The organism is Sphingomonas sp. (genome assembly GCF_036677245.1).
In the GTDB taxonomy this organism is placed as follows: Bacteria; Pseudomonadota; Alphaproteobacteria; order Sphingomonadales; family Sphingomonadaceae; genus Allosphingosinicella.
Genome location: NZ_JAKFCG010000086.1, coordinates 1 through 25,095, shown reverse-complemented (window position 1 = coordinate 25,095; position 25,095 = coordinate 1). Strand labels below are relative to the sequence as shown.

25 protein-coding genes and 2 tRNA genes are annotated in these 25,095 nt (G+C 66.8%); 17 read left to right on the top strand and 10 right to left on the bottom strand.

Features of this window, described 5'->3' with window-relative positions; translation table 11 throughout:
• The 3 genes from lon to V6M48_RS10445 form a co-directional block, all read left to right on the top strand.
• Positions 1–1,693, top strand: a 1,693-nt coding sequence (lon, locus tag V6M48_RS10455; RefSeq protein WP_332812481.1) for an endopeptidase La, incomplete at its 5' end; no start/stop codon positions are given.
• 146 nt (positions 1,694–1,839) lie between these two features.
• Entirely contained in the window at positions 1,840–2,112 is a 273-nt protein-coding gene (locus V6M48_RS10450) for an HU family DNA-binding protein (RefSeq protein ID WP_332812480.1), read from the top strand.
• A 145-nt stretch (positions 2,113–2,257) separates the two neighbouring features.
• A tRNA-Val gene (locus V6M48_RS10445) sits at positions 2,258–2,332 on the top strand.
• A gap of 388 nt (positions 2,333–2,720) precedes the next feature.
• Here V6M48_RS10445 and V6M48_RS10440 read toward each other — a convergent pair.
• A complete protein-coding gene (locus tag V6M48_RS10440; protein ID WP_332812479.1) occupies positions 2,721–3,155 on the bottom strand; it encodes a hypothetical protein in 435 nt (144 codons plus the stop codon).
• A 336-nt stretch (positions 3,156–3,491) separates the two neighbouring features.
• Between V6M48_RS10440 and V6M48_RS10435 the strand changes: the two genes are divergently transcribed.
• Genes V6M48_RS10435 through V6M48_RS10415 form a run of 5 tightly spaced genes read left to right on the top strand, consistent with a single transcriptional unit; the run spans position 3,492 to position 8,103 of the window.
• Positions 3,492–4,367 (top strand): alpha/beta fold hydrolase, encoded by an 876-nt coding sequence (locus V6M48_RS10435; protein ID WP_332812478.1) that lies wholly within the window; start codon positions 3,492–3,494, stop codon positions 4,365–4,367.
• Between the two features lie 58 nt (positions 4,368–4,425).
• Positions 4,426–5,379 (top strand): hypothetical protein, encoded by a 954-nt coding sequence (locus V6M48_RS10430; protein WP_332812477.1) that lies wholly within the window; start codon positions 4,426–4,428, stop codon positions 5,377–5,379.
• A gap of 49 nt (positions 5,380–5,428) precedes the next feature.
• Entirely contained in the window at positions 5,429–6,763 is a 1,335-nt protein-coding gene (locus V6M48_RS10425; RefSeq protein ID WP_332812476.1) for an aromatic ring-hydroxylating oxygenase subunit alpha, read from the top strand.
• Positions 6,764–6,765: 2 nt separating this feature from the next.
• Complete coding sequence (locus V6M48_RS10420; protein ID WP_332812475.1) at positions 6,766–7,281, top strand: aromatic-ring-hydroxylating dioxygenase subunit beta; 516 nt, start codon at positions 6,766–6,768, stop codon at positions 7,279–7,281.
• A 39-nt stretch (positions 7,282–7,320) separates the two neighbouring features.
• Positions 7,321–8,103: a 2-keto-4-pentenoate hydratase gene (locus V6M48_RS10415; RefSeq protein ID WP_332812474.1), complete on the top strand. Its 783-nt coding sequence runs from the start codon at positions 7,321–7,323 to the stop codon at positions 8,101–8,103.
• A gap of 26 nt (positions 8,104–8,129) precedes the next feature.
• Here V6M48_RS10415 and V6M48_RS10410 read toward each other — a convergent pair whose 3' ends face one another.
• The 5 genes from V6M48_RS10410 to V6M48_RS10390 all read right to left on the bottom strand — a co-directional run bounded on the left by V6M48_RS10410 (position 8,130) and on the right by V6M48_RS10390 (position 14,965).
• Complete coding sequence (locus V6M48_RS10410) at positions 8,130–9,857, bottom strand: putative bifunctional diguanylate cyclase/phosphodiesterase (protein WP_332812473.1); 1,728 nt, start codon at positions 9,855–9,857, stop codon at positions 8,130–8,132.
• Positions 9,858–10,166: 309 nt separating this feature from the next.
• Positions 10,167–12,491 (bottom strand): fimbria/pilus outer membrane usher protein, encoded by a 2,325-nt coding sequence (locus V6M48_RS10405; RefSeq protein WP_332812472.1) that lies wholly within the window; start codon positions 12,489–12,491, stop codon positions 10,167–10,169.
• Positions 12,478–13,197, bottom strand: coding sequence for a fimbrial biogenesis chaperone (locus tag V6M48_RS10400; RefSeq protein ID WP_332812471.1), 720 nt, complete (start codon positions 13,195–13,197; stop codon positions 12,478–12,480). The genes V6M48_RS10405 and V6M48_RS10400 overlap by 14 nt, the downstream gene beginning before the upstream one ends.
• Before the next feature lie 9 nt (positions 13,198–13,206).
• Entirely contained in the window at positions 13,207–13,713 is a 507-nt protein-coding gene (locus tag V6M48_RS10395) for a Csu type fimbrial protein (protein ID WP_332812470.1), read from the bottom strand.
• Between the two features lie 241 nt (positions 13,714–13,954).
• Positions 13,955–14,965 (bottom strand): LLM class flavin-dependent oxidoreductase, encoded by a 1,011-nt coding sequence (locus V6M48_RS10390; protein ID WP_332812469.1) that lies wholly within the window; start codon positions 14,963–14,965, stop codon positions 13,955–13,957.
• Between the two features lie 104 nt (positions 14,966–15,069).
• Between V6M48_RS10390 and V6M48_RS10385 the strand changes: the two genes are divergently transcribed.
• The 9 genes from V6M48_RS10385 (at position 15,070) to V6M48_RS10345 (ending at position 21,035) form a co-directional block, all read left to right on the top strand.
• A tRNA-His gene (locus V6M48_RS10385) sits at positions 15,070–15,146 on the top strand.
• A 28-nt stretch (positions 15,147–15,174) separates the two neighbouring features.
• Positions 15,175–16,224: a Leu/Phe/Val dehydrogenase gene (locus V6M48_RS10380; RefSeq protein WP_332812468.1), complete on the top strand. Its 1,050-nt coding sequence runs from the start codon at positions 15,175–15,177 to the stop codon at positions 16,222–16,224.
• Positions 16,225–16,250: 26 nt separating this feature from the next.
• Complete coding sequence (ccmC, locus tag V6M48_RS10375) at positions 16,251–16,964, top strand: heme ABC transporter permease CcmC (protein ID WP_332812482.1); 714 nt, start codon at positions 16,251–16,253, stop codon at positions 16,962–16,964.
• Complete coding sequence (locus tag V6M48_RS10370; protein WP_332812467.1) at positions 16,961–17,092, top strand: hypothetical protein; 132 nt, start codon at positions 16,961–16,963, stop codon at positions 17,090–17,092. Before ccmC ends, V6M48_RS10370 begins: the two co-directional genes overlap by 4 nt.
• A complete protein-coding gene (gene ccmE / locus V6M48_RS10365) occupies positions 17,089–17,523 on the top strand; it encodes a cytochrome c maturation protein CcmE (protein WP_332812466.1) in 435 nt (144 codons plus the stop codon). The genes V6M48_RS10370 and ccmE overlap by 4 nt, the downstream gene beginning before the upstream one ends.
• Positions 17,520–19,463, top strand: a complete 1,944-nt coding sequence (locus tag V6M48_RS10360) for a heme lyase CcmF/NrfE family subunit (protein ID WP_332812465.1) — start codon at positions 17,520–17,522, stop codon at positions 19,461–19,463. The genes ccmE and V6M48_RS10360 overlap by 4 nt, the downstream gene beginning before the upstream one ends.
• Entirely contained in the window at positions 19,460–19,987 is a 528-nt protein-coding gene (locus V6M48_RS10355) for a DsbE family thiol:disulfide interchange protein (protein ID WP_332812464.1), read from the top strand. Before V6M48_RS10360 ends, V6M48_RS10355 begins: the two co-directional genes overlap by 4 nt.
• Complete coding sequence (locus V6M48_RS10350; RefSeq protein ID WP_332812463.1) at positions 19,984–20,391, top strand: cytochrome c-type biogenesis protein; 408 nt, start codon at positions 19,984–19,986, stop codon at positions 20,389–20,391. Before V6M48_RS10355 ends, V6M48_RS10350 begins: the two co-directional genes overlap by 4 nt.
• A complete protein-coding gene (locus tag V6M48_RS10345) occupies positions 20,391–21,035 on the top strand; it encodes a tetratricopeptide repeat protein (protein ID WP_332812462.1) in 645 nt (214 codons plus the stop codon). The genes V6M48_RS10350 and V6M48_RS10345 overlap by 1 nt, the downstream gene beginning before the upstream one ends.
• Before the next feature lie 29 nt (positions 21,036–21,064).
• Here V6M48_RS10345 and V6M48_RS10340 read toward each other — a convergent pair whose 3' ends face one another.
• The 4 genes from V6M48_RS10340 to V6M48_RS10325 all read right to left on the bottom strand — a co-directional run bounded on the left by V6M48_RS10340 (position 21,065) and on the right by V6M48_RS10325 (position 24,982).
• Positions 21,065–21,793 carry an alpha/beta fold hydrolase gene (locus V6M48_RS10340; RefSeq protein WP_332812461.1) on the bottom strand — a complete coding sequence of 243 codons (729 nt, stop codon included), beginning with the start codon at positions 21,791–21,793 and terminating at the stop codon, positions 21,065–21,067.
• 37 nt (positions 21,794–21,830) lie between these two features.
• Positions 21,831–23,294 (bottom strand): NAD-dependent succinate-semialdehyde dehydrogenase, encoded by a 1,464-nt coding sequence (locus V6M48_RS10335; protein ID WP_332812460.1) that lies wholly within the window; start codon positions 23,292–23,294, stop codon positions 21,831–21,833.
• 11 nt (positions 23,295–23,305) lie between these two features.
• Positions 23,306–24,229, bottom strand: coding sequence for an IclR family transcriptional regulator (locus V6M48_RS10330; RefSeq protein WP_332812459.1), 924 nt, complete (start codon positions 24,227–24,229; stop codon positions 23,306–23,308).
• A 138-nt stretch (positions 24,230–24,367) separates the two neighbouring features.
• Complete coding sequence (locus tag V6M48_RS10325) at positions 24,368–24,982, bottom strand: 2-hydroxychromene-2-carboxylate isomerase (protein ID WP_332812458.1); 615 nt, start codon at positions 24,980–24,982, stop codon at positions 24,368–24,370.
• Between the last annotated feature and the right edge of the window lie 113 nt (positions 24,983–25,095).

Below are 25,095 nucleotides of genomic sequence, written 5' to 3'. Positions count from 1 at the left end.
GGACGGCGAGGGCGACGAGCTCGCCGAGCTCACCCGCAAGATCGCCAAGACCAAGCTGTCGAAGGAAGCGCGCACCAAGGCCACCCAGGAGCTCAAGAAGCTCAAGGCGATGGCGCCGATGTCTGCCGAAGCCACCGTGTCGCGCAACTATCTCGACGTGCTGCTCGGGCTGCCGTGGGGCAAGAAGACCCGCGTCAAGAAGGACATCGGCGAGGCGCAGCGCGTGCTCGACGAGGACCATTACGGGCTCGAGAAGGTTAAGGACCGGATCGTCGAATATCTCGCGGTCCAGGCGCGCACCAACAAATTGAAGGGGCCGATCCTGTGCCTCGTCGGTCCGCCCGGCGTCGGCAAGACCTCGCTCGGCCGCTCGATCGCCAACGCCACCGGCCGCGAGTTCGTGCGCCAGTCGCTGGGCGGCGTGCGCGACGAAGCCGAGATCCGCGGCCACCGGCGCACCTATATCGGCTCGCTGCCCGGCAAGATCATCTCGAACCTGCGCAAGGCCGGCACGTCGAACCCGTTGTTCCTGCTCGACGAGATCGACAAGCTCGGCCAGGATTTCCGCGGCGATCCCGCCTCGGCTTTGCTCGAGGTGCTCGATCCGGAGCAGAATTCCAAGTTCCAGGACCATTATCTCGAGATCGACTACGATCTCTCCGACGTGATGTTCGTCACCACCGCGAACACGATGGACATGCCGCAGCCGTTGCTCGACCGCATGGAGATCATCCGGCTCGAGGGCTATACCGAGGACGAGAAGGTCGAGATCGCGACCCGGCACCTCATCCCCAAGCAGATCGAGGCGCACGGCCTGAAGGAAGGCGAGATGGTCTTCACCGAGGAAGGCCTGCGCGCGCTGATCCGCCATTATACGCGTGAGGCGGGCGTGCGCACGCTCGAGCGCGAGATCGCCAAGGTCGCGCGCAAGGCGCTGCGGCGGATCCTCGAAGGCAAGATGGAAAAGGCCGAGCTGACCGCGGAGAATGTCGCCGATTTCGTCGGCGTGCGGAAATTCCGCCACGGCAGCGGCGAGGAAGAGGACCAGATCGGTGCGGTGACCGGCCTCGCCTGGACCGAGGTCGGCGGCGAATTGCTGACCATCGAAGCCGTGACCGTGCCGGGCAAGGGCCAGATCAAGACGACCGGCAAGCTCGGCGAGGTGATGCAGGAATCGGTCCAGGCCGCCTTCTCGTTCGTCAAGGCGCGCAGCCCCAGCTACGGGGTCAAGCCGAGCCTGTTCGCGCACAAGGACATCCACGTCCATCTGCCCGAAGGCGCGGTGCCCAAGGATGGGCCTTCAGCGGGCGTCGGAATGGTCACGGCGATCATCTCGACCTTGACCGGCATTGCGGTGCGGAGGGACGTCGCGATGACTGGCGAAGTGACGTTGCGCGGCCGGGTGCTGCCGATCGGCGGACTCAAGGAGAAATTGCTCGCGGCGCTGCGCGGCGGCATCGCGACCGTCATGATCCCGGCCGAGAATGAAAAGGACCTCGTCGAGATCCCGGCGGCGATCCGCGACGCCCTCGAGATCGTGCCGGTCAGCCATGTCGACGAGGTGCTGGCGCGGGCATTGGCGACGCCGGTGGTGCCGATCATCTGGACCGAGGCCGACGAGCTTGCGGCGCTTCCGCGCACCGAGCTTCCCGGCGGACCCGACGATGGCCAGGGGGCTTCGATCCGCCACTGATGCTGCTTTGCAGCACGTTCGCAAGCAGGAGAGAGCGCGAAATTCCTTGGAATTTCGCGCTTTTTCCTTTTGACAGGCTCGACCCTCATGATCTTAGATGGACAGCGGAGTCCGCCACGATTCCGTTCAACAGGGATTCGAACCACATGAACAAGCAGGAGCTCATCGGCAGCGTCGCCGAAACGACCGGCCTCAGCAGGAGCGATGCAAGCAAAGCGGTCGAGGGGGTTTTCGACACGATCAGCGCGGCGCTTCAGCGGGGCGATGAAGTCCGGCTGGTCGGCTTTGGCACCTTCACGGTTTCCAAGCGCAAGGCCTCGACGGGCCGCAATCCGCGCACCGGCGAGCCGATGCAGATCAAGGAATCGAGCCAGCCCAAGTTCCGCGCCGGCAAGGGCCTCAAGGATTCGGTCAACTGATTAACCGGCGGGTGCAGGTTCCGATGCCCCGTCAATTCATCCAGTCCCGCTGGACAGGATTCGGGAGGCGCATTATGGCCCTCCCGCAGGCGGTGCTTTAACCGCTTTCTCTCCGTCAGATCTTACCACACTGGCGGCTTGGCGTGGGCGCGTAGCTCAGTGGTAGAGCACTGTGTTCACACCGCAGGGGTCGCAAGTTCAATCCTTGCCGCGCCCACCACGCCAAATTCCTGAAATCGCTCGCTTGATTGATGATGCAGCTGCGATGTTCCGCAGCGTTCGGCTGGTTCAGTTGAACCAAGATGCGCGAATTTGCCGTTGAGCGAACAATCGTGGCCGCCGCAGCTTTGCGCCAAAGGCGGACCATCGAAGCTGTTGGCGAGGGTCCCGGAAACGGACGCTCGTGCCGCCGCAGGCGTTACGTCCGCTTTGGACCGTTGGTTCGGTCGGTTGTCGCAACACAGGCTGCAAAACGCTCCGCCGGTGTTTCGAACCCGGGGCGTCTTCGCGGCCTCGGGGTCGCGCACCGCGGCCAACGCCCCCACGAATGGCCACTCAACGACCCGAGGCCAGCATTGAAGGGTTCGCACACACTCGTTCGGCGCACGTCAACGGGAGCTGTGTTTCGGGAGAAGGACTCGATGATTGCGGAGATACCAGCCACGTCTGTAGTGTTTCCTGAGCTGCTGCGAAAACCTTGCCGTACCACGAAACTGCTGGTGCCCCTTCAGCGGCTCAAATAGCCCCCGTCGTTGCAAAGAGCGTTGATCAACACCTTGGCGGATTGCCCGTTTAAGCCGCTGTGCGCAGCGATTATTGATCCACCCACCGAGCACGTTACGCCAGCCGGGCCGATGAAATATCTTCTCCCAATCGAGCCATGTAACTTCAGGGTTGCTACGCAATCGCCGATGCATGGCCCGTTGTTGTGATATGTACATTTGCGCATCAATTGCGCTCTTCATTCCCCGCGCACGGGCGCTCAGGCCGAATTCGCTCAATTGGTCGTGCCGATACTGGTCCGGGTCGTCGCGCCAGGTCATCGAGTCAGCTTGCCTCTGTTTGGTTAACGTCCATGAAGACGCTTGGCGGAAGCGAGCGAGTCCGACAACCCGCTAACAATTTCGGTCGCCCTAGAGAACGTGTCCTAACCACTCATTGCGGACGTTAGCAAAGGCAAAAGATGAACTTTCGAGCGCTGCTATGGACGAAGCCGAACGTTGTCCTAGCCGATCTATAGTCTGGCCCAAAAAAATGATTATGATGCGCTGACAACAAAGTCAGACTTGGGCGGGGCCAAACTAATGGCTTGCTGTCCATGACATCGGACGACTTCGGCGAAACAAGGCGAAGCGCCGGTCGACGGGGAGGAGATGACTATGGAGCTTCGCTCGCGCTACGTTTCCGTCAACGGCATCATGACCCATTATACCGAGAGCGGGGGCGACGGGCCGGTCATCGTGGCGGTGCACGGCGGCGGGCCCGGTGCGTCCGGAGAGGCCGGCATGGCGGCGCTGATGCGCCATATCCCAGCCGAATATCGGGTCATAGCGCTCGACTCCGTCGGCGGTTTCGGCCGCACCGACCCGCATGCCCCGGTTCCCTACGGTCTGCAGTCGCGCGTCGATCATCTCGCCGGCTTCGCGGATGCGATCGGGCTCGAGCGGTTCACCTTGCTCGGCAATTCGCAGGGAGCGTGGGTGGCCGCGCGCTACGGGGTGACGCATCCCGACCGGGTCGAGCGGCTGGTGCTGATCGGCACGATGACGATCGCGATGGCGATGGGACTTCCCGAGGAGCAGACGCCGGGAATGCAGGCCTTCCGGCGCTATGACGGCAGCCGCGAGGCAATGCGCCGCCTGCTCGAAGGCCTGGTCTATGATCCGGCCACGATCACCGACGAGCTCGTCGAGCTGCGCTATGCCTCGGCATCGCGGCCCGGAGCGATGGACAGCTTCGCCTCCGCCTCGCGCGGGACCCGACATCTCCAGAGCGATCCGGTGCTGCGCACCCAGTTCGACATGCGCGAGGCGCTGCCGGCGCTGACCGCCGCCGTGCCGACGATCGTGATCTGGGGCGAGAATGACAGCTTCGCGCCGGCCGCGATGGGCCGCAAGCTCGAGCCGATGCTGCCCGCCGCCCGCTTCCATTTCGTCGATCAAGCGGGGCATCAGGTGCAGAACGACCAGCCCGAAGCCTGCGCCGACTTGCTCGCACGCTTCATGCGCGAGCCGGCCGCGGCAGGATGGTCGTGAGCGAAGTGCCGCCGCTCGAAAGGATTTTCCTTCCCGTCGCCGGAGAGGAGGGGCTGCCATGACTGCAGTTATCGGTGGCTTCGTCACCAGCCACGCGACTGCATTGGTCGAACCGTCCGAATGGGACGAATTCCGCCTGATGGTGCGGGGGATGTACGAGAAGCGCTTCGGGTCCCTGCCGCCCGAGAATCCCGGGGTCGCGGCGGAATCGCACGAGGACAACGAGCGGCGCTACGCCAAAGTCCGCGAGACGCAGACTTTCGTCGCCGATCGGATCAAGGCGGCCCGGCCCGATGCCGTCATCCTGCTCGGCAACGATCAGAACGAGAATTTCAAGACCAGCGCCATTCCGCAATTCGCGATCTACACCGGCGCCGAAGCCATCGTGCACGACTGGATCAACAAGAGCGAGCGAAGCTATCGCTCGGCTCCGGATATCGCCGAGGCGCTGCTTGCCGGTTGCGTCGAGCGCGGCTTCGACGTGGTTCGGGCGGACAGCTTCGAGGGCGGCAAGCTCATCGCCCATGCCCATGCCCAGGTCTATTCGCGCTTCCTCGCCGACGCGGACTTGCCGGTGGTCCCGGTCTTCGTCAACGCGATCACGCCGCCGCTTCCCTCCGCGCGCCGCTGCTTCGGATTCGGCCGGGCGATGCGCGACTCTCTCGAGGCGAGGCTGCCGGGCAAGAAGGTGATCATCGGCGCTTCGGGCGGGCTCTCCCACTTCACCGCCGGCTTTCCTTACGAGGCGCTCAAGGTGCCCCGCTCGCTGGGCACGATCTGCGCGGAATTCGACCGGACGTTGATCGGCTGGATGGAGGCGGGCGACCTCGAGCGTGTCGCCGAGCTCAGCGACGAGGAGATCCTCGACAATGGCGATGTCGAGTTCCGCCAGGGGATTGCCTTCCTCGGCGCGCTGCCGGGCGGCGCGCGCCCAGAGCGGCTGGTCTACGAACCTTTCTATCGGGGGCTGATGGGCTTCTGGGCCGGCTATTGGGATCTCAGCCGCCAATGATCGCAGGAAAAAGTCTCGCGCAGTAACGATCGTCGAGCAGGAGAGCGAAATGGCCGTCAACTTCAGCGCTTTGGGACGTCAGCTCGAGCAAGGTTTCGTCGACCCGGCGATCTTCCTGGACGAGGAGATCTACCAGCTCGAGCTCGAGCGGGTGTGGAGGCGCTGCTGGCTGTTCGTCGCGCATGAATCAATGATCCCCAACCCCGGCGATTACGTCACCAGCTTCATGGGCGAGGATGCGGTGATCGTGGCGCGCGGCAGCGCCGGCAAGCTGCGCGTCATGCTCAACCGCTGCCGCCACCGCGGCGTCAAATTATGCCCTTATGACCGCGGCAGCACCAAGACCTTCAGCTGCGTCTACCATGGCTGGGTCTATGACAATGACGGCCGATTGGTGCACGTGCCGGAATATGAGAAAGGCTATGACGGCGTGCTCGATAAGGAGCAGTCGGGCTTGATCGAGGTGCCGCAAGTCGCCTCCTACGGCGGCTTCATCTTCGCCAATTGGGACGCGGGCGCGGTGTCGCTCGACGTCTATCTCGGCGACATGCGCTACTATTTCGACAATGCCTTCGGCCGGCTTTACGCCGGAGAGGTCGAGATGTCGCCGATCAAGCAGCGCGTCCGCACCCACCACAATTGGAAGGTCGCTGCCGACAATGCTTCGGACATGTACCATTTCGGCGTTTCGCATGTCGGCGCGATCGAGACGGTGCAGGACTTCTCGAGCTTCATGAACTTCGGTTATGACGACACCAATTATCTCGCGACGCTCAACGAGGACAGTACGGTCGGTCCTCCCCATACGATCGTCGCGGCGAAGATGCTTTCCGATGCCGAGGCCTATGACCTCCAGATCGCCGGTCGCTTCGGCGCCGCTTCGGTCGATTATGTGAAGCGTCGCTATGCGCTGATGGACGAGCTCGATCAGCGTGTGACGCGCGGCTATCTGTCGGTCGCGGGCATCTTCCCGAGCATGACGATCATCGACATGGCGCCGCTTTCGGTCGGCGTGACGATCGAGCTTTATCACCCGAAGGCGGCGCGCGAGACCGAGACCTGGCTCTACGTCTATGTCGAGAAGGACGCCCCGCCCGAGTTCAAGAAGTTCGCGGCCCAGCAGGGCGTTCGCTTCCATTCCTTCACGGGCAGCGTCGTGCCCTCCGATCATGAGAATTGGGAACGTCTCGACGAGGGGATCGGCGGGCCGGCCTCCAGCCGAATCCCGCTCAACTACACGCTCGGGCGAGGCGGCTCGCGCGGCTCCGATGCCTATCACGCGCAGCGCTACGACGAGCTGCCCGGGGCCGTAGAATATTGCATGAGCGAGCGCGGCGCGCGCTCGCTCTACCGCCATTGGCTTCAGCTCATGCAGGAAGCCTGAGCATGGCGCGGAGCAACAGTGCCGACCTTCAAGCGCTGACCTTCGAGATCGACCGTTTCTACAGCGACGAATCCGAGTTGCTCGAGCGCGCCGATTACATGGCCTGGGCGGAGCTGCTCGACGATGAGCTCGTCTATGTCATGCCGCAGAGCGAGTTCGTCGACCGCAGGGTCAACCGCGATCTCGACTATATCGGCGCGCATTCGTTCGATGAGGACAAGGCCTCGGTCCTCAATCGGATCAAGTGGCTGCTTGGCGGGCCGACACCAGAGGTTCCGGCAACCAAGCGGCGCATGCTGGTGACCAACGTGCGGGTGCTGGCGGTCCACGACAATGGCGAGGTCGACACCGATTCCAAATTCCTGGTGTGGGAGATGCGCAGCAACGGCCGCAGCGCCACCTTCATCGGCCATCGGCGCGACACCTTGCGCAGCAACGGCACCGGCTGGAAGATCGTGAGGCGTAGCGCGGTGCTGGACAGCGCTGTCCTGCCCAAGTCGTTCACCAATTTCTTTTGAGCCGACAGGAGCATTCGGCTCGGTCGAACGGGGTCGTCGATGAAAAGTGAAAGTGCGCAGCAGGCGGCGCGACGCCTCTTCCGCGAGCATCGCGAACGCGTGCTGTTTCGTCCGTTGCCGCCCGATCGCCACGGCGACCTGGATTACGCTTATGCCGTCCAGAGCATGCTGCTCGAAGCGATGCTCGACGAAAGCAAGGACAGGATCTGCGGCTGGAAGATCGGCCTGACGACGCAGCGGATGCAGCAATTCTGCGGCGTCGATACGCCGATCGTCGGCGCGATAATGTCGTCGCTCCTCCAGACCTCGCCCGCGGTCGTTCCTCACGCAGATTACGTCCGCCTGGGGATCGAGATGGAGGTCGCCGTCCAGCTCGGAAGCGAGCTTCCCGACCGGCCGACGGCGGCCGATGTGAGGAGATGCCTCTCTCACATCGCCGCCGCGTTCGAACTCGTCGAGGATCGCGCCGCCGATTATGCGCAGCTCGACGCCTGCTCGATCATCTCGGACAACAGCTGGAATGCCGGCATCATCCTCGGCGAGCCGGTCGCCGCCGCGGCTTTGGGCGATCTGCTGGGCCGCTCGGGCGTCCTGAAGCGCGACGGCGAGGAGATCGGCCGCGGTCTGACGCAGGACGCCGGCGGCGATCCGCTCGAAGTCGTGGCCTGGCTCGCGACGCTCCTGCAGGCGCAGGGCAGGCCGCTGCAGGCGGGCCATTGGGTGCTCACCGGCAGCATCATTCCCACCCTCTTTCCCGGGCCCGGGGGGCATTATCACTTCTCGGTCGATGGCTTGCCGCCGGTCGAGCTGCGGGTCGCGTAGCTCATTTTCACCGGGCGACGAGCGGCCTACATGCCGCGCCCGCCCAGAGTCGTCAGGAACCGCCGCGCATCCCACCCGTCGCGCGCCGGCATCTCCTGGTCGAGCAGCCGGTCCAGACCGAGCTCCTCCATGGGCGCCGCGAAAAGATAGCCCTGACCGATCGAGCAGCCCAGGGCCTGCATGATTGCGCGCTCGGACTCCGTCTCGATCCCCTCCGCGACGACGCGGATGTCCAGCGCCGCGCCCAGCTTGATGACGCATTCGACGATGACCCGCTTCGCCGCGCTGTGCGCGACGTCGTGAACGAAGCTTCGATCGACCTTGATCTCGCTGAGCGGGAAGCTCTCCAGATAGCGCAGATTGGAATAACCGGTGCCGAAGTCATCGATCGAGATGCCGATGCCCAGGACGCGCAGGTCCTCGAACGTGCGGCGAATATGATCCGGCTCCCCGACCATCAGATTCTCGGTGAGCTCCAGGGTCAGCCATTCGGGCCGGCAGCCGGTGTCGTCCAGCACCTGGCGGACGAAGGCCACCATATCGCGCTGCATGAACTCGAGCACCGAAACGTTGAAGGCGAATCGGATCGGCGCGCGACGGCCTTGATTGACCTGCGCCGCATGCGCAGCGAGCGTGCGCAGGCCCCAGGCTCCGATATCGAGGATCGCGCCGGTTTCTTCGGCGATTCCGATGAACCGGCTCGGTGCTTGCAGGCCGAACGCGCCATGATTCCAGCGCAGCAGAGCCTCCGCTCCAACCAATTTGCCTGAGCTGAGGTCGAACTGCGGCTGATAGTGAAACAGCAGCTCCTCGTTCACAACGGCGGTCTGCAGCTCGCTCGCCAGCCGGATGCGATTGCGCGCGTCCCGCTCCTCCGCGGCCGCGAAGGCATGCGGCAAGTGGCCGGCCTTCGCCTTCGATCGCTGCAGCGCCGTGCCGGCTTGCCGAATGAGCTGGCGCGGGTCGGCGCCGTCGGAGCCCACGGCAAAGCCGGCGGCGAACTGGACCGCCAGCGACGCGCCCGGCAGCAGGAAACGCGGCTTGAGCAGTTCGATGAGGTCGTCGACCACGCTTGCGGCGCGGCTGGGATCGTCCAGCTCGAAAGCGAGCGCGAAGCTGTTGGTGCCCACGCGCGACACGGCGCTCGCCGGAACCGTCGCCAGACGCTCGGCCGCCGAGCGAAGCAGCGCGTCGCCGACGTCATAGCCGAAGCCGCTGTTGACGTCGTGAAAGCGCAGGATGTCGAGCTTGACCATCAGCAAAGCGGGTGGTGCCGGCGCATCCATCTTATCCAGCCGATCGAGCAGACCGTAACGATCGAGCAGGCCGGTCAGGCGATCGATCCCGGCCGCATGGGTCACGTCGCGGATCAGGCCGATGAAATGCGTGACCTGCCCGGCCTCATCCCGAAGCGGAACCAGGCGCAATGCGTTGCGGAACATGGTGCCGTCCCGCCGATAATTGCGCAACGTCACCGAACAGGCGCGTCGCTCGGCCAAGGCGGTGCGGATTTCGGCAATTTCGGGCTGCAGGCGGTCGCTGCCCTGGAGATAGCGGCAATTCTTCCCGATCACCTCGGCCGCGGCGTAGCCGGTGATCGACTCGAATGCCGGGTTCACCTGGACGATAGGCTGACCTCGGGCGCGCATGTCGGCGATCAGCACGCCATCGCTGCTTTGCTCGAGCGCGAGCGCCGCTGCGGCAACGGGAATGGTCGATCGGCTCGAACGCCCGCCCAGGAAAGGCCATCGCATCACTTTGGACGCTGCAGCCCCTGTCGATGGCTCAGCCGCATTATCGGCTTCATGCGTCATCGCGCGTCGCCGGCGTGCAGAGAAGCGGCCCGGTGGACAGTCGTCATCCGGTGATCATCGCCGTGCTGGCGCCTATCGCGGCCTGTTCGTTGCGTGCGTTCGACTCGACGGCCGCTGGATGGCATCATTCTTTCTCCCCCCCGAGCGCTCATGCTGGTGATTTGGCGGCAGGGCCGGTCGCCATGGGATGCCATCGGCGCTCTATGGCTCAGATCGCGTTTACCGACGCTATGGTAGCACTACGGTCGATCAGGGTTGCGGCAGCGTGAAGGCTATCACCGGACCCGCTTGGCTTGGCTTCGAGCCGGCAGACTTCACCTGGCAGATGCGCGTTCCCAGGTCCGGCTGAGGATCGAGCCCCGCAGGCATTTTGACGTCGAAGTTGCATCGGCCTTGCGGCCATGTGGCCTCGAGCCTGTTCGTTTCCGAAAGGCCGGAGAGGAACAGCTCGCCCCCCGGCGCCACGACGAAGCTCCGGCCGCCGATGTCGACCGTCGCGCCAGCGGGAACCGGCCCGAGCCCCGGCACCTCCAGGCGCACCATCGCCGATCGGGTTTGCGTCGCGCGCAGATTCACGACCACGCCGCGGCGGGCATAGGGGCGGACTCGTGTCTCTGCGGTGGTGACCTCGACGTCGATCGGAAGGTCGGCGAGCTCGAGGCGGATTCTGTTCTCCTCGTAAGCCCGCAACCGTGGGACGACGGCCCGTCCATCACGGCCGGTGCGGCCGACGAGATGGTTGTCGGCATAGACCCGCACGCCCGGCTGACCGGCATCGACGATGGCGAAGGCATCGGAGAGACGCTGCGCGGCGAACGTCTCGCCTCCGGCCATGCCGATGCCGCCGCTGACGCGGACCCGAGCACCGGTCCGGCCGTCACGATAGCTGAGTTCGGCATCATATTGCCCGAACGCCGTGTTGAGCTGCAGCGCGCCGGCCACGCTCAGCCGCGGGCCGGTGATCGCCAGCGCGCGGTAGCCCCAGCCTTCGTCGCCCGGCGCGTTCTGCTGGAGTGAAAGGGACCCGAAGCCGCTGCCGTCGCGGATGCCCGCGGCCATGCCGGCGCGGGTACGGCGACCAAGGCGGGTCGAGAGGGAGAGTTCGGCGGCGCTATCCTGCGGCCCGCGCAACGAAGTTCGCGCCGCGAGGTGGAGGGTGCCGAGATCGCCGAGCCGCAAAGAGGCGCTGGCCCCCGCGAACTCCGCGTCCGGGCGCCCGTCGTGGTGATCGCGGCGCAGGTATGAGGCGGTGAGCGCACCCCAGCGCTCCGACAGGCCCGCCACCGCGCGTACGTCGAGAGCCGGCAGCGGGCGGTCGTCGCCGACCTGCCGATAGTCTTCGCTTGCGAAACTGGCAGAGCCGCCAAACGAGAAGCCGCGCGCGCGGCGCTCGAAGGCGACGCCCCAGCTTCCCCCGGTTTCGCGGCCCCGGCTGCGGCTGGCGGCGGCGGAGACGCTGAGCAGGCCAAAGCCAGGCAAAGCCAGGTCAGCGCTGCTGCCGGCCTGCTGTGTCTCCTCCGATACTGCGGCGTGCGCCTCGATGGTAAGTCGGTTCGTCAGGCCGAGCCGGTGGGTCGCCGATGCGGCGAGCGGCCCGTAGTATGCGCTCTTCCGTGCATAACCGCGCCGCAGGAAGCCGATCTCGTAGCTGAAGTCGGTCAGGCCGGCGGCCAGCAGCCCGGGGGCGGCATAATAAGACTGGCGGCTGATGGTCTCGCGGCCGAGCGCATCGCGCACGACCATCTCGACCGTCCCGGAACCCGTGACCACCGGAAAGCCGGTGAGGGTGAAGGCGCCCGGCTGCACCTCCTTCGTCGCGGTAAGGGCGCCGTTGACGTACAGGTCGGCGACCGACGGAAGCGCGGCGCTGCCTGCAAGGGCCGGCAGGGGGCCGGTGACAAAGCCCGGCTGGACCTCGAAGCTGCGCGTGAACTGGAGGCCGCCGATGCGCAACGGAGCGCCGCCGACGCCGCCACGGGTGATCGTGTCCCCGAACCGAAGCGACCGCATATGGTCGGGATCATCCCAGGTGAGGCTGGTGTCGAGCCGCACCACATCCAAGCCGGAGCTCGACAGGCGCGCGATCGTGACGTCCCGGGCGAGGAGGGGGCCCGTGAAGAGACCGATCTCGAACGCGCTGCTCGCCGCCGCGCCGGCGCCATTCCCGGCATTGGCTTCGACGTCGTAGTTGAGAAAGAGGCCGTTGCCGGCAGGGGTCATCGGCAGGGCGGGGGGCGCGGTCACGGTGATCAGCGCGTCGCGAAAGGCCGACGACGGCAGCACGAGGTTGAGCCGCTGCGCCGCGGCGTCGTAGCTGGTCCGGACCTTGCCGTCCGGAGCGAGCCTGATCCAAGTCCGCTCGTCCATGGCCACGGTGTCGAGCCGCTCCGTCTTGACGCGAAGCGACTCGAGGACTTCGGCCGGCAGGTAGAAGGCTCCGACCGCATCGCGCGCGACGACGACGGTAGGGCCTGACGCCGCACCGTTGACTCGAAGCTCGAGCACCAACTCGGTCATCTCGCTGGGAGCGGCGACGCCCACGGCCGCCGCCGCGGCGACGCTAAGGAGCCACACGGACCGCCACGTGGGTTTCGCCCCCTGCGGTGCGGACGACGAGCTCGCTTGGCGTCCCAGCTCTGCCGCCCAACGTCCAGGTCCGGCTGCTCGAGGGGAGGACGACTCCCATCGCCTTGGTGCGGCCCACGACCCGTCCCGTCGCATCCCGCGCCTCGATGGCCAGGATCTGCGATTGGAGGGCGCCGCTGTTCCGGCCCTCGACGACTAAGGTCCCGTCGGGTCCACGGCGGGCGGCCCAGGTCAGCGCCGGCGCGGCGTCGCGGCTGGCGACCACATATAGCGGAAGGTTGAGCTTCAGTGCGACCTTGATCCCCGTGCCGGGCGTCTTCGGCCCCGGTATTTCCTCGAAGACCAGGCGGTAAGCGGCGCCCGGCGTGCGGTTGCGGAAGCCGATGCGGATCAGCTGCTGCGCGCCCGGCGCAACCGTGAAGATCGGCGGCGAGATGACGAGATCGCGCGTCGGCTCGGTGCGGTCGCGGCCGTCCGCCTGCGTCCAGCGCAGCGCTGTCGCGCGAACCGCCACCGGCTTGGTATCGACATTATGGAGCCGGAGTTCGCCGGCGCCCTTGTCAGGCATGACGTCGACGGCGATCGGACTGATTCGAAAGGCGCTCGCCGCGGCCGGACTCGCGAACGAGCCGAGCGCGGCGAGAAGAAGGGCAGCCGCCGCGCGGCGGCTGCCCTCGAAGGATCCGATGATCACTCGTCGGCCTCAGTAAAAGACGGTGACCTGAACCGTGTCGGCATATGCGCCGGCCGGGAGGCCGGTCTGGCCGGCCGGGATGAGGCCATAGACCGTCTGGGTCTGGGTCGTGCCGGTGCCGGTGTCTTCGAACGTCGCGGTCGCGCCTTCGAGCCCGTCGCCCCAAATCTGCGTGCGCGCGGAATCGGTGAACAGGCTATAGTTCAGGAGATTCGCCCCATTGGCCATTTTGCGGAGGGCGAGATCGGCGCCCAAACCGGTGCCCGCATCGGCTTCCGCGCTCCACGCGGTGCCGCTGGTGCAGGTGACGCTGATGCTTCCGGTGCCCTGGACGGCCTGGCCCGACGTGACGTCCACGTTGCCGAACGCTACGGGCAAGGTCGAAACGGTGCAGTTCGCGGTCACGTTCGCCTCGACGCCGAGCGAGGAGCCGGCCTCGGCCGCGAAAGCGGGCGCGGCGGCGAGGGCGACAGTAAGGGCTGCGGCGGCGGCGCCGCAGCGGATGATGTTTTTCATGGATTACCCCGTTTGCTCTATGGAATCGCCGCGCTCGGCAGGGCTGAAAAGGCCCAGCCGCACCGACCGCGGCGGGTCTCAGCTACTTGATCCTACTTGAAAAAAGCGTTGTCCCTGAGGGTGCGCTAACACTGTAGCGCAACTACGGTATTGCGCCGCCTGGTGCCGTTTTTCAGTGGCGTGGCCGGAGCGCTCTGGCAGCAGCCGTTGCGGCCGCCCTCAGGCAGGCGGGCCGCCTGCCTCAGGCGGAGACGGCAGCGGTCTCCGCGGGCGCGTCCTCGGCGAACAGCCCGGCGAGAAGCTCGTAGGACCTCAGCCTTTTTTGATGGTCGAAAATCTGCGACGCGATCATCAGCTCGTCGGCGCCGGTGCGTTCGACGAACTCTTCGATCGCCGTCTTGACGGTCGAAGGCGATCCCGCCGCCGCGATGACATGGCCGAGCTGCGCGCGCCACTGCGGCTCGAGATCCTCGTAATAATTGCGTACCGGCGGCTGCAGCGGGGTCGGCCGTCCGCTGCGCAGGTTGACGAACGCCTGCAGCATCGAGGTCGCGAGATATCGGCCTTCCTCATCGCTCTCGCCCACGAAAGCGTTGAAGCCGAGCATGACATAGGGCTGGTCGAGCTGCTCCGACGGCTTGAAGCTGCTGCGGTAGACGTGGATCGCCTCCATCATCTGCTCGGGAGCGAAATGCGAGGCGAAGGCGAACGGCAGGCCGAGGATCGCGGCGAGCTGCGCGCCGAACAGGCTCGAACCGAGGATCCAGATCGGGATGTCGAGACCCTCGCCGGGGATCGCGCGCACTCTCTCGCCAGGAGTGCCTTTGAAATAATTCATCAGTTCGACGACGTCGCGCGGGAACTGGTTGACGTCCGAGTTGAGGTTGCGCCTTAGCGCATAAGCGGCGGCCTGGTCGGTGCCGGGCGCGCGGCCGAGGCCGAGGTCGATCCTGCCGGGGAACAGCGATTCGAGCGTGCCGAACTGCTCGGCGATGACCAGCGGCGCGTGGTTGGGCAGCATGATCCCGCCGGCGCCGATGCGGATCGATTTGGTGCCGTCGGCGACATAGCCGAGCGCGACCGACGTCGCTGCGCTCGCGACGCCCGGCATGCTGTGATGCTCGGCCATCCAGAAGCGATGATAGCCCCAGCGCTCGGCGTGCTGGGCGAGATCGCGTGCGTTGCGAAAGGATTGGCCGGGGTTTCCCCCTTCGACGATCGGCGCGAGGTCGAGGATGGAAAATGGAATCATTGGGCTCATATAGGCGCTGTGTGCGCCGAGACCAGCCGACGATTGATTCCTTGACGCTTCCCGCCGCCGCCTCCTATGTGCGCGGCGCACTTGATGCGCGCATGGCGATCGTAGCTCAGCTGGTTAGAGCATCGGTTTGTGGTACCGAGGGTCGCGGGTTCAAGTCCCGTCGATCGCCCCAGCGCCGCCGCCGATTTCAGGACCTAGCCATGCAATCGCCGTGGGACTGCCCCGACTTCGACGACCATGAGGTCGTGCATTTCGTCACCGATCCGCAGTCCGGTTTGAAAGCAGTCATCGCGATCCATTCCACCGCATTGGGGCCGGGGGCGGGCGGGGTCCGCTTCTGGCATTATGCGCATAGCGGCGAGGCACTGGTCGACGCGCTGCGCCTGTCGCGCGGCATGAGCTACAAGAATGCGATGGCCGAGCTCCCGCTTGGCGGCGGCAAGGCGGTGATCCTGGCCCCGAGCGATGGTTCGAAGACGCCGGACATGCTCGCCGCGTTCGGCCGTGCTGTCGAAGGTTTGTGCGGGAAATACATCACCGCCGAGGACGTTGGCGTGACGGTTGCCGACCTCGTTGCCGTGTCGGCCCACACTGGCTTTGTCTCCGGGCTGCCGGCCGAGGCGGGCGAAGCGGGCGGCGATCCGGGTCCCTTGACCTCTTTGGGCGTGTTCCTCGGCATCAAGGCGGCGGTGCGGCGCGCGCTTGGCCGCGACGGCCTTGCCGGGCTCCACATCGCGCTGCAGGGCGCAGGCAGCGTCGGGAGCGGCGTCGCGCGCCTGGCTGCGGGTGAAGGCGCCCGGCTGAGCATCGCCGACATCGATCCGCGGCGCGCGCGTGCGCTTGCCGAGGAGGTCGGCGGCAGCCGGGTCGAACCCGACGCGATCATGACGGTCGAGGCCGACGTGTTCAGCCCCTGCGCGCTGGGCGCGATATTGACCGAGGACTCGATCGCGAAGCTGCGCGTGCCGATCGTTGCGGGCGGCGCGAACAACCAATTGGCGACGGCGGGCGACGGCGAGCGGCTGATGGAGCGGGGCATCCTCTACGCGCCCGACTATGTCATCAACGCCGGCGGCATCATCAACGTCGCGCTCGCCTATCTTGGCGAGGGCGATGAAGCCGAGGTCAAGCGGCGGATCGGAAAGATACCGGCGCGGCTCGAGACGATCTGGTCCGAAAGCGCCGCCACCGGCCGCGATCCGGCGGCCGTCGCCGATGCGATGGCCCGGCGGCTGATCGGGCGGGCCTGAATGAGAGAGCCTGAATGAGCGGCGCGATGCACGCCTTGGCCAATCCCGCGCGCTTCCTGCGGATCGCGCGGCCGCTCACCGGCTGGCTCGGCTGGGGCGGGCTGCTGCTGATCGCGCTCGGGCTCGGCGCCGGCCTGTTCGTCTCGCCGCCCGATTACCTCCAGGGCGAGAGCGTCAGGATCATGTATGTCCACGTGCCCGCCGCGTGGCTCGGCATGGCAGGCTGGGCCGGCATCGCGGCGGCCAGCCTGATGCAGCTCGTCTGGCGCCATCCGCTCTCCGCGGTCGCGGCGCGTTCGATCGCGCTTCCGGGCGCGGTCTTCACCTTCGTCTGCCTCGTCACGGGATCGCTGTGGGGGCGGCCGACCTGGGGCACCTATTGGGAATGGGACGGGCGGATGACGTCGATGCTCGTCCTCCTGTTCCTCTATATCGGCTATATCGCGCTCGCCGACGCCGATCGGCAGCGGGGCGGCGACGGGCGCATCTCGGCGGTGTTCGGGCTCGTCGGAGCGATCAACCTGCCGATCATCCATTATTCGGTGCTGTGGTGGCGGACATTGCACCAGGGCCAGAGCATCGGCCTCGGCGGCTCGACGATCTCGGGTTCGATGTTGTGGCCGCTGCTGGTCTCGGCGCTCGGCTTTTCCTTGCTGTTCGGCGCGATCGTGCTGATGCGGATGCGCGCCGAGCTTGCGCGCAACCGCATCGAGGCGCGATTGAGGCGGATGGCGCAATGAACCACTGGCCGTTCATCGTCGCCGCTTATGCGCTGACCTTCGGCGCGACCGGCCTGCTCGCCTGGTCGAGCTTCGCGGCGATGCGGCGCAGCGAAGCCGAGGCCGAGACTCTGAGGGAAGGACAATGAAGGCCAAGCATCAAAGGCTGGTGCTGGTCGGCCTTGCGATCGCCGCGGTGCTGGCGGCGGTGCTGCTCGCCATGTCCGCGCTGAAGGACCAGGCCGCCTATTTCTACGCGCCGGGCGACGTTGCCCGCAAAGGCCTTCCGCTCGATCGCGCGGTGCGGATCGGCGGAATGGTCAAGCCTGGCTCGCTGACGCGCGCGCCCGACGGGGTGACGATCGCCTTCATCGTCGGCGACGAGACGGCGGCGACCATCCCGGTGCGCTTCACCGGCATCGTGCCGGATCTGTTCAAGGAGAATAGCGGGGTCGTCGCCGAAGGGCGGTTCCGCCCCGACGGTCTGTTTGTGGCCGACGAGATCCTGGCCAAGCACGACGAGAATTACATGCCGCCGCGGCTCGCCGGCGAGCGCCACGAGACCGACAGCCTGCAATGATCGCCGAAGCCGGTCTGGCCGCCCTGTGGATCGCCGCGGCGTTGTCGCTGCTGCAGCTTGCGTTCGGCATTGCGGCGCTGCGGCCGGGCGGCGAGGCGCTGGTGCGCGCGGTGCGGCCGGTCGCGCTTGCCCAGGCGGCGATGGTCGGGATTGCCTTTGCTGCCTTGCTGCTGCTGTTCCTGCGGACCGATCTCTCGGTCGCGCTGGTCGCGACGAACAGCCATTCGGCCAAGCCCTGGCTGTACAAATTCGCCGGCACCTGGGGCAATCACGAAGGATCGATGCTGCTGTGGGTGACGGTGCTGGCGATCGCGGGCGGCGCGGTGGCCTGCTTCGAGCGGCGGCTGGCCGAGCCGACCCTGATCGCGACGCTCGCGGCGCAGGCGGCGATCGCGCTCGGCTTCTACGTCTTCCTGCTGTTCGCCTCCAATCCGTTCGCGCGGCTCGATCCTGCGCCGCCGGAGGGGCAGGGGCTCAATCCGCTGCTCCAGGACCCGGGGCTCGCCTTCCATCCGCCGACGCTCTACCTCGGCTATGTCGGCATCTCGGTCGCTTTCTCGTTCGCGGTCGGCGCATTGGTCACGCGCGACGTCGGCAAGGATTTCGCGCGGGCGATGCGGCCCTGGGTGCTCGCCGCCTGGATCATGCTGACCTTGGGCATCACTGCCGGAAGCTATTGGGCCTATTACGAGCTCGGCTGGGGCGGCTGGTGGTTCTGGGATCCGGTCGAGAATGCCTCGCTGATGCCATGGCTGGCGGCGACCGCCTTGCTCCACTCGGTGACGGTGCTCGCGACCCGCGGCGGCCTTCGCGCATGGACGGTGATGCTGGCGGTGGTCGCCTTCTCGATGTCGATGATCGGCACCTTCCTGGTCCGCTCGGGCATCCTCACCAGCGTCCATTCGTTCGCGGTCGATCCGACGCGCGGCACGTTCATCCTCATCCTGCTGACGCTCTACATTGGTGGCGCGCTGGCGCTCTACGGCCTGCGCGTCGGCACGGTCCGCGAGGGGACGACGTTCGATCCGGTCAGCCGCGAAGGCGCGCTCGTCGCCAACAATCTCTTGCTCTCGACGATCCTTGGCGTGGTGCTGGTCGGGACGCTCTATCCGCTCGCGCTCGAGGCGGCGACGGGCGATAAATTGTCGGTCGGGCCACCCTATTTCAACACTGCGGCCGGCCCGGTCGCGCTCGCGCTGGTCGCGATCATGGCGGCAGGGCCGCTGATCCGCTGGCGGCGCGACCGCCTTGCCGCGCTGGCGCGGCGGCTTGCGCTGCCGCTGGCGCTCGCGATCGTGATGCTGGTCGCGCTGATCCTGCTCGCGCCGGGGGTCGGGCTGCTGCCGCTGCTCGGCCTGGTGTTCGCGGCCGGAGCCGGCGCGGCAAGCCTCGCGCCGCTGTGGAAGCGCAATTTGCGGCGGACGCCGCTGTTCACCTGGGGGATGGTGGTCGCGCACCTCGGCATCGCCGTCAGCCTCGCCGGCATGGCCTGCGACGCCGCGTTCACGCGCGAGACTCTGACCGCGGCGCGGATCGGCGAGACAGTGCGGGTCGGCCCCTATAAGGTGCGGCTCGAACGGGTCGCGCCGGTCGCCGGACCCAATTGGACGGCGATCGAGGCGACGCTCGTCGCGCGCCGCGGCAACGGCCGCCCGTTCATTCTCAACCCGCAGGCGCGCACGTTCAGCGCGCCGCCGACCGAGACCAGCGAGGCGGCGATCGCCACGCGTCTCGACGGCCAGCTCTACACCGTGCTCGGCCGTCCCGACGAGCAGGGGCGCTGGCAGCTGCGCCTGTGGTGGAAGCCGTTCGTCACCTTGATCTGGCTCGGCGGCGGGCTGATCGCGTTCGGCGGCTTGCTGTCGCTGATCGGCAGGCTGCGGCGCGACGGCAAGGCGCATGCCGAGCAGCCGATTGATGCCGCCGGGGGCTTCGCATGAGGCGGCTCATCCTCTGGCTCCCCTTGCTCGTCTTCGTCGGCTTCCTCGCGACGGTGGCGTTTCGGCTGCACGAACCGTCCGATCCCGTCATCCGATCGCGCCTGATCGGCCAAGCGGTGCCGAAGTTCGCGCTGCCCGCCGCGGTTCCAGACAAACCCGGGCTCGACAGCGCGAGCCTCGCCCAGGGCGAGCCGCGGATCGTCAACATCTTCGCGAGCTGGTGCATTCCGTGCATCGCCGAAGCGCCGCAGCTGATCGAGATCGCGCGGCGCGGCGTGCCGATCGATGCGATCGCGATCCGCGACACGCCCGCCGACATCGCCGATTTCCTGGCGCGCCACGGCGATCCCTATCGGCGCATCGCGCTCGACAAGAACAGCGCGGTCCAGCTCGCCTTGGGTTCGTCGGGCGTTCCGGAAACCTTCATCGTCGATGGCAAGGGCATCATCCGGCACCAGCATATTGGCGATATCCGCCCCGAGCATGTCGCCGAGATCCTGCGTATCTACGAGGCCGCGCGATGAGGCGGGCGCTCGGCCTTTTGCTGCTGCTGGCGGCGGCGCCGGCGCTTGCGGATTCGCGGCTGCCGCCCGATCCCTATGCCTATAACCAGCTCGCCGATCCGCGGCAGGAGGCCGAGGCGGCGGCGCTGATGCAGACGCTCCGCTGCCTGGTCTGCCAAGGCCAGTCGATCGCCGACAGCGATGCCGAGCTCGCCGGCGACATGCGCGCACTGGTGCGGCGGCGGATCGAGGCCGGCGAGCGACCCGAGGCGATCCGGGCGTGGCTGGTCGATCGCTACGGCAATTGGGTGAGCTACGCGCCGCCACTCGAGCCCGCGACCTGGCCGTTGTGGGGCGCGCCTATCCTGCTCGTCCTGGCCGGCGCCTGGCTCGCACGCGGCAGGCTTCGCCGCAGGCGGCGCTGATGGGCTGGATCCTGATCCTTGCGTTCGCGCTCGCCGTCGGCCTCGCTTTGTGGCGTTTCGCCCGCTTCGATCGTGCTGCGCTGCAGCTGGTCGGTGCGGCGCTGCTGTTGGCGATGGCGGGCTATGCGTGGCAGGGGAGGCCGGGGCTAAGCGGACGACCGCCCCCACCGCGCGCAGCCGAAGCACGGGCGGAGAGCGCTTTTGCGGAGATGCGCCACGACGTCCTGGGCCGCTTCGACCTCGCCGACAGCTGGCTGACGATTGCCGACGGCTACGCGCGCCGCGGCGACACCCGCAGCGCGGTCTATCTGCTCGCCAACGCCACGCGCCAATATCCGCTCAACCCCGACCTATGGATTGGCCTCGGCAATGCGCTGGTGCTCCACGCCGATGGCGCGATGAGCCCCGCGGCACGGCTCGCGTTCGAGCGCGCGATATCGCTCGCGCCCAGCGCCCAGGGCCCGCGCTTCTTCTACGGGCTCGCGCTGGTCCAGGGCGGAGAGTTCGCCGAAGCGGAGAAGGTGTGGCGCGATCTGCTCGCGGCCGCGCCCGCAGGGGCCTCATGGCGGCCATTGCTCGAACAACGGATCGCGCTGCTCGCCCAGCTGCGCGCGATGATCGCGGGATCGCGCGCGCCGCGCTGATCAGCCCCGCATCTGGCTATCGGAATCGCTCAGCTTTTCGCTTCGATCTCGGCAATCTCGATGAGCGCCGCCGCGAGCGCGTCTGGATCGCTGAGCGAGGGCGCGTGGTCGCAGGCGATCGCCAGCACCTTCTTGACCGGCGAAGCGGCCTGCATCCGCCGCTGGTTCTCGGGCGGGATCATCTCGTCTTCGGTGCACTCGATATAGTAACGGGGAATGCTGCCCCAGCGCTCCTCGCTAAGCTGCAACGGCGTGTCGCGAATGCAGGTCGGCTCCGGCACCAGCCGCTGGGCGGCGGCTTCGGCGGCGTCGCTCGAGACGCGGGTGTAGAAAGTGGCCGCGGCGGCCTCGGGCGAGACTGTCACCGCCGCTCCGCCGGCGACGATCTGCATGCCGGCGGCGAGGGCAGGGGTCCGCGGCGCGGCGAAGTCGGCGAGGCTGCTGCCGTTCGGGATCAGGAAGGCGGTGATATAGACCAATGCCTTGACCGCCTCGGGCGCGCGCTCGGCGGCCTCGCTGATGACGATTCCGCCGCGGCTGTGCCCGCACAGGATCACCGGCTCAGGCTGCTTGCGGGCGAGATCGGCGACGAAATCGGCCCAGGTCGCCAAGGTCGTATGGGCGAGCGCTTCGTCGCTGTCGGTGCCGGGGAGGTCGGGCGCGATCACCTTATGCCCTGCGGCCTCGAGTGCGGGCCTAACGGGCTCCATGCTCCATCCGCCGTGCCAGGCGCCATGAATCAACAGGAATGTAGCCATGAACATTCTCCCTATGGCGCCCGGTTCGGGCGCCGTGTCAGCGCTTGCCGAGGCCGATATGCACGGTCTTGAGCTCGAGGAACTCGTCGATGCCGACGTGCGACCCCTCGCGGCCGAGGCCCGATTCCTTGATTCCGCCGAACGGCGCGACCTCGGTCGAGATGATGCCGGTATTGAGCCCGATCATGCCGGTCTCGAGGCCCTCGGCGACCCGCCAGAAGCGGTCGATATCGCGCGTGAACGCATAAGCGGCGAGGCCGCTGCGCGTGTCGTTGGCGATCGCCAGCGCTTCTTCGTCCTGCTCGAAGCGGAAGATCGGTGCGACCGGCCCGAACGTCTCCTCCTGCGAAAGGCGCATCGCAGTCGTCGCGCCGGTGAGCACGGTCGGCTCGAAGAACAAAGACCCGGCGCTGTGGCCGTGGCCGCCCATCACGACCTTGGCTCCGGCGCCGACCGCGTCGGCGATGTGCGCGTTGACCTTCTCGACCGCGGCCTGGTTGATCAACGGGCCCTGCTGGGTCTCGCCGTCGAGGCCGTTGCCGACCACCAAATTCTTCACGCGCGCCTCGAGCGCCTCGACGAAGCGGTCGTGGATCCCCGATTGGACGAGGATGCGGTTGGCGCAGACGCAGGTCTGCCCGGTGTTGCGGAATTTGGACGCCATCGCGCCGTCGAGCGCGAGCTCGATGTCGGCATCGTCGAACACCAGCAGCGGCGCGTTGCCGCCAAGCTCCATCGAGACGCGCTTCATCGTCGTCGCGCATTGCTGGGTGAGCAATTTGCCGACCGCGGTCGATCCGGTGAAGGTGAATTTGGCCACCGCCGGATGGCCGGTCAGCACCGCGCCGATGCCCTTCGGGTGACCGGTCACGACGTTGAACGCGCCGGCAGGCACGCCCGCCTCGAGCGCGAGCTGCGCGAGCGCGAGCGCGGTGAGCGGCGTCAGCTCGGACGGCTTCAAGGTCACCGTGCAGCCGACCGCGAGGGCAGGGGCCACCTTGCGGGTGATCATCGCTGCCGGGAAGTTCCACGGGGTGATCGCGCCGACCACGCCGACCGGCTGCTTGAGGACCATGATCCGGCGGTCGCGCGCGCCCGGAATGATCTCGCCATAGGTGCGCTTGGCTTCCTCGGCGAACCATTGGATGAAGCTGGCGGCATAATCGACCTCGCCCAGCGCCTCCGCCAGCGGCTTGCCCTGCTCGGCGGTCATCAGCATGCCCAGGTCCTGCCGGTTCGCGCCCATCAGCCGGAACCACTCCTGGAGCACGGCGGCGCGTTCGGCGGCCGAGCGCGCGCGCCATTCGCGTTGCGCCTCGACATTGGCTTCGACCGCCCGTCGCGTCTCCTCCTCGCCAAGCGCGGGGACCGACGCGATGATGACTCCGGTGGCGGGATTGACGACATCGATCCGCTCGGAGGCCTGGACCTCCTTGCCGGCGATGATCGCCCGCCCGTTGAGGAATTCCGGGCGGCTGAGCTTGGGTACGCTGGTTGTCATAATATTTGTAGTCACCCTCGCGGTGCGGGTTTGGGAGCAAGCGCGTCGACATAGTCGGCGTCAGGCTCGGCGAAGATCGCGGCGCCGGTCGACGGTTGCCATCCGATCGCGGTGCTGGCGCGCTGCGCGGCGTCGAGCGCGGCATCGATATTGCGCTGCGACAAGAACGCCTTGTCCGCCGCCGAGCCGAGCACGCCGATCACCGCCACCGGCCATCCCGCCATGTCGAAGACGGGCACCGAAATGGCGGCGAGGCCGGGAATGACGTCGCCCGACACGGTCGCATAGCCGTCCTTGCGCGTCGTCTTGATCTTGCGGTTGAGCTCGCGGCGGCTGTCGCCATGCCCGGTGGCGCGCTCGGATTCGAGCAGCTGCAACACCTTCGGAGGCGCCTGGAAGGCGAGGAAGATGGTGCCGGCCGACGAATTCTGCAGCGGCAGCACCGAGCCGATGTTCAGCGAGGTCACCATCGGCCGCCGCCCGTCGATCCAGCGCACCACGGTCGGGCCATGATCGCCCCAGATGCTGAGCAGGCCGGTGCAGCCGACCGTGTCGACGAGATTGCGAAGTTCGTTCGCGCTCTGCTGGACGACGTCCAGCCGCGACACGGCCGAAAGCCCGATCTTGAGCGCCATCGGCCCAAGCGAATAGAGGCCCGACTGCGGCTCCTGGTTGACCACTCCGGTGTTGATGTAGGCGAGCAGGTAGCGATGTGCCTGGCTGCGCGACATGCGGGCCGCGGCGGCGATCTCGCGCAGCGGCGCGCGTCCGAGCGGAGTCTGCATCAACGCATCGAGGATGCGGACGCCGGTCTCGACCGATTGGATGCTTTTGCGCATCCGCACGACCTCGCCGCCGGTGGCGAGCTCGGCCACGGGCTTGGTGCGCGGTTCGGCGCTTCGGCGTTTGACGCTCTTGCGCTCAACTTTTGCCACTGGATTCATGCCATCACCTCGCCTGTGGGCTGCCTATCGCACCCTGGCGGGGAGCGTTGCAGCTTCTTGTGCGAGGCACAATGCATCGTCTGCAGCTCACGCCGCAAGATCAGGTGACAAGAGTTTTTTCTTTTTACGCTACGCCGCCGTCGCCGTGTCGTTCCTGGGCGTCGCGATATACTGCTCCAGGAAATCCAGGCGGTCGTTGCCCCAGAAGATCTGGTCGTCGACGAACATCAACGGCGCGCCGAACACGCCGCGGCGGTGGGCCTCGACGCAGCCCTTGCGAAATTCGGAACGGCCGAGCGATGAGCCCCCATATTCCCACAATTCGTCGGCATCGAGCCCGGCCGCCTGCGCGGCGGCGCGGAACTCGCCTTCGTCGGCGGGATCGATCCCGCGTCCCCAGATGCGCTCGAAGCCTTCGCGGACGAAAGCCTCGGATTTGCCTTGCTCGGCCGCTTTGAGCGCGGCGACGTTCCAGCGCATGCAATCGAAACCGGCCGGGAAGTTCAGCGGAACCCCATAAAAGTCCGCCCAGCGGTTGAGATCGGCCGCCATCACCTTGATCTTGGCCGGCACCTCACGGTTCGAAGGCCCGTAATTGCCGGCCGCGATCTTGGCCTGGGGAATGTCGATCGGGTGATAATTGACCTCATAGCCGTGCTTGGCGGCGATGCCCGGCAGCTTGACGTGCGCGAGATAGCTGAACGGGCTGATGAAATCGAAATAGAAGTCGATGTGCTTGCTCATCCGACCAGTTCTTTCCCGACGAGTTCGCCGTAGTTCTTCCAGAAGCCGATGATCGGGCCTTCGGTGACGAGGTGGTCGGCATCGTCGGCGCGGCCACCGCCCATTGCGATGTA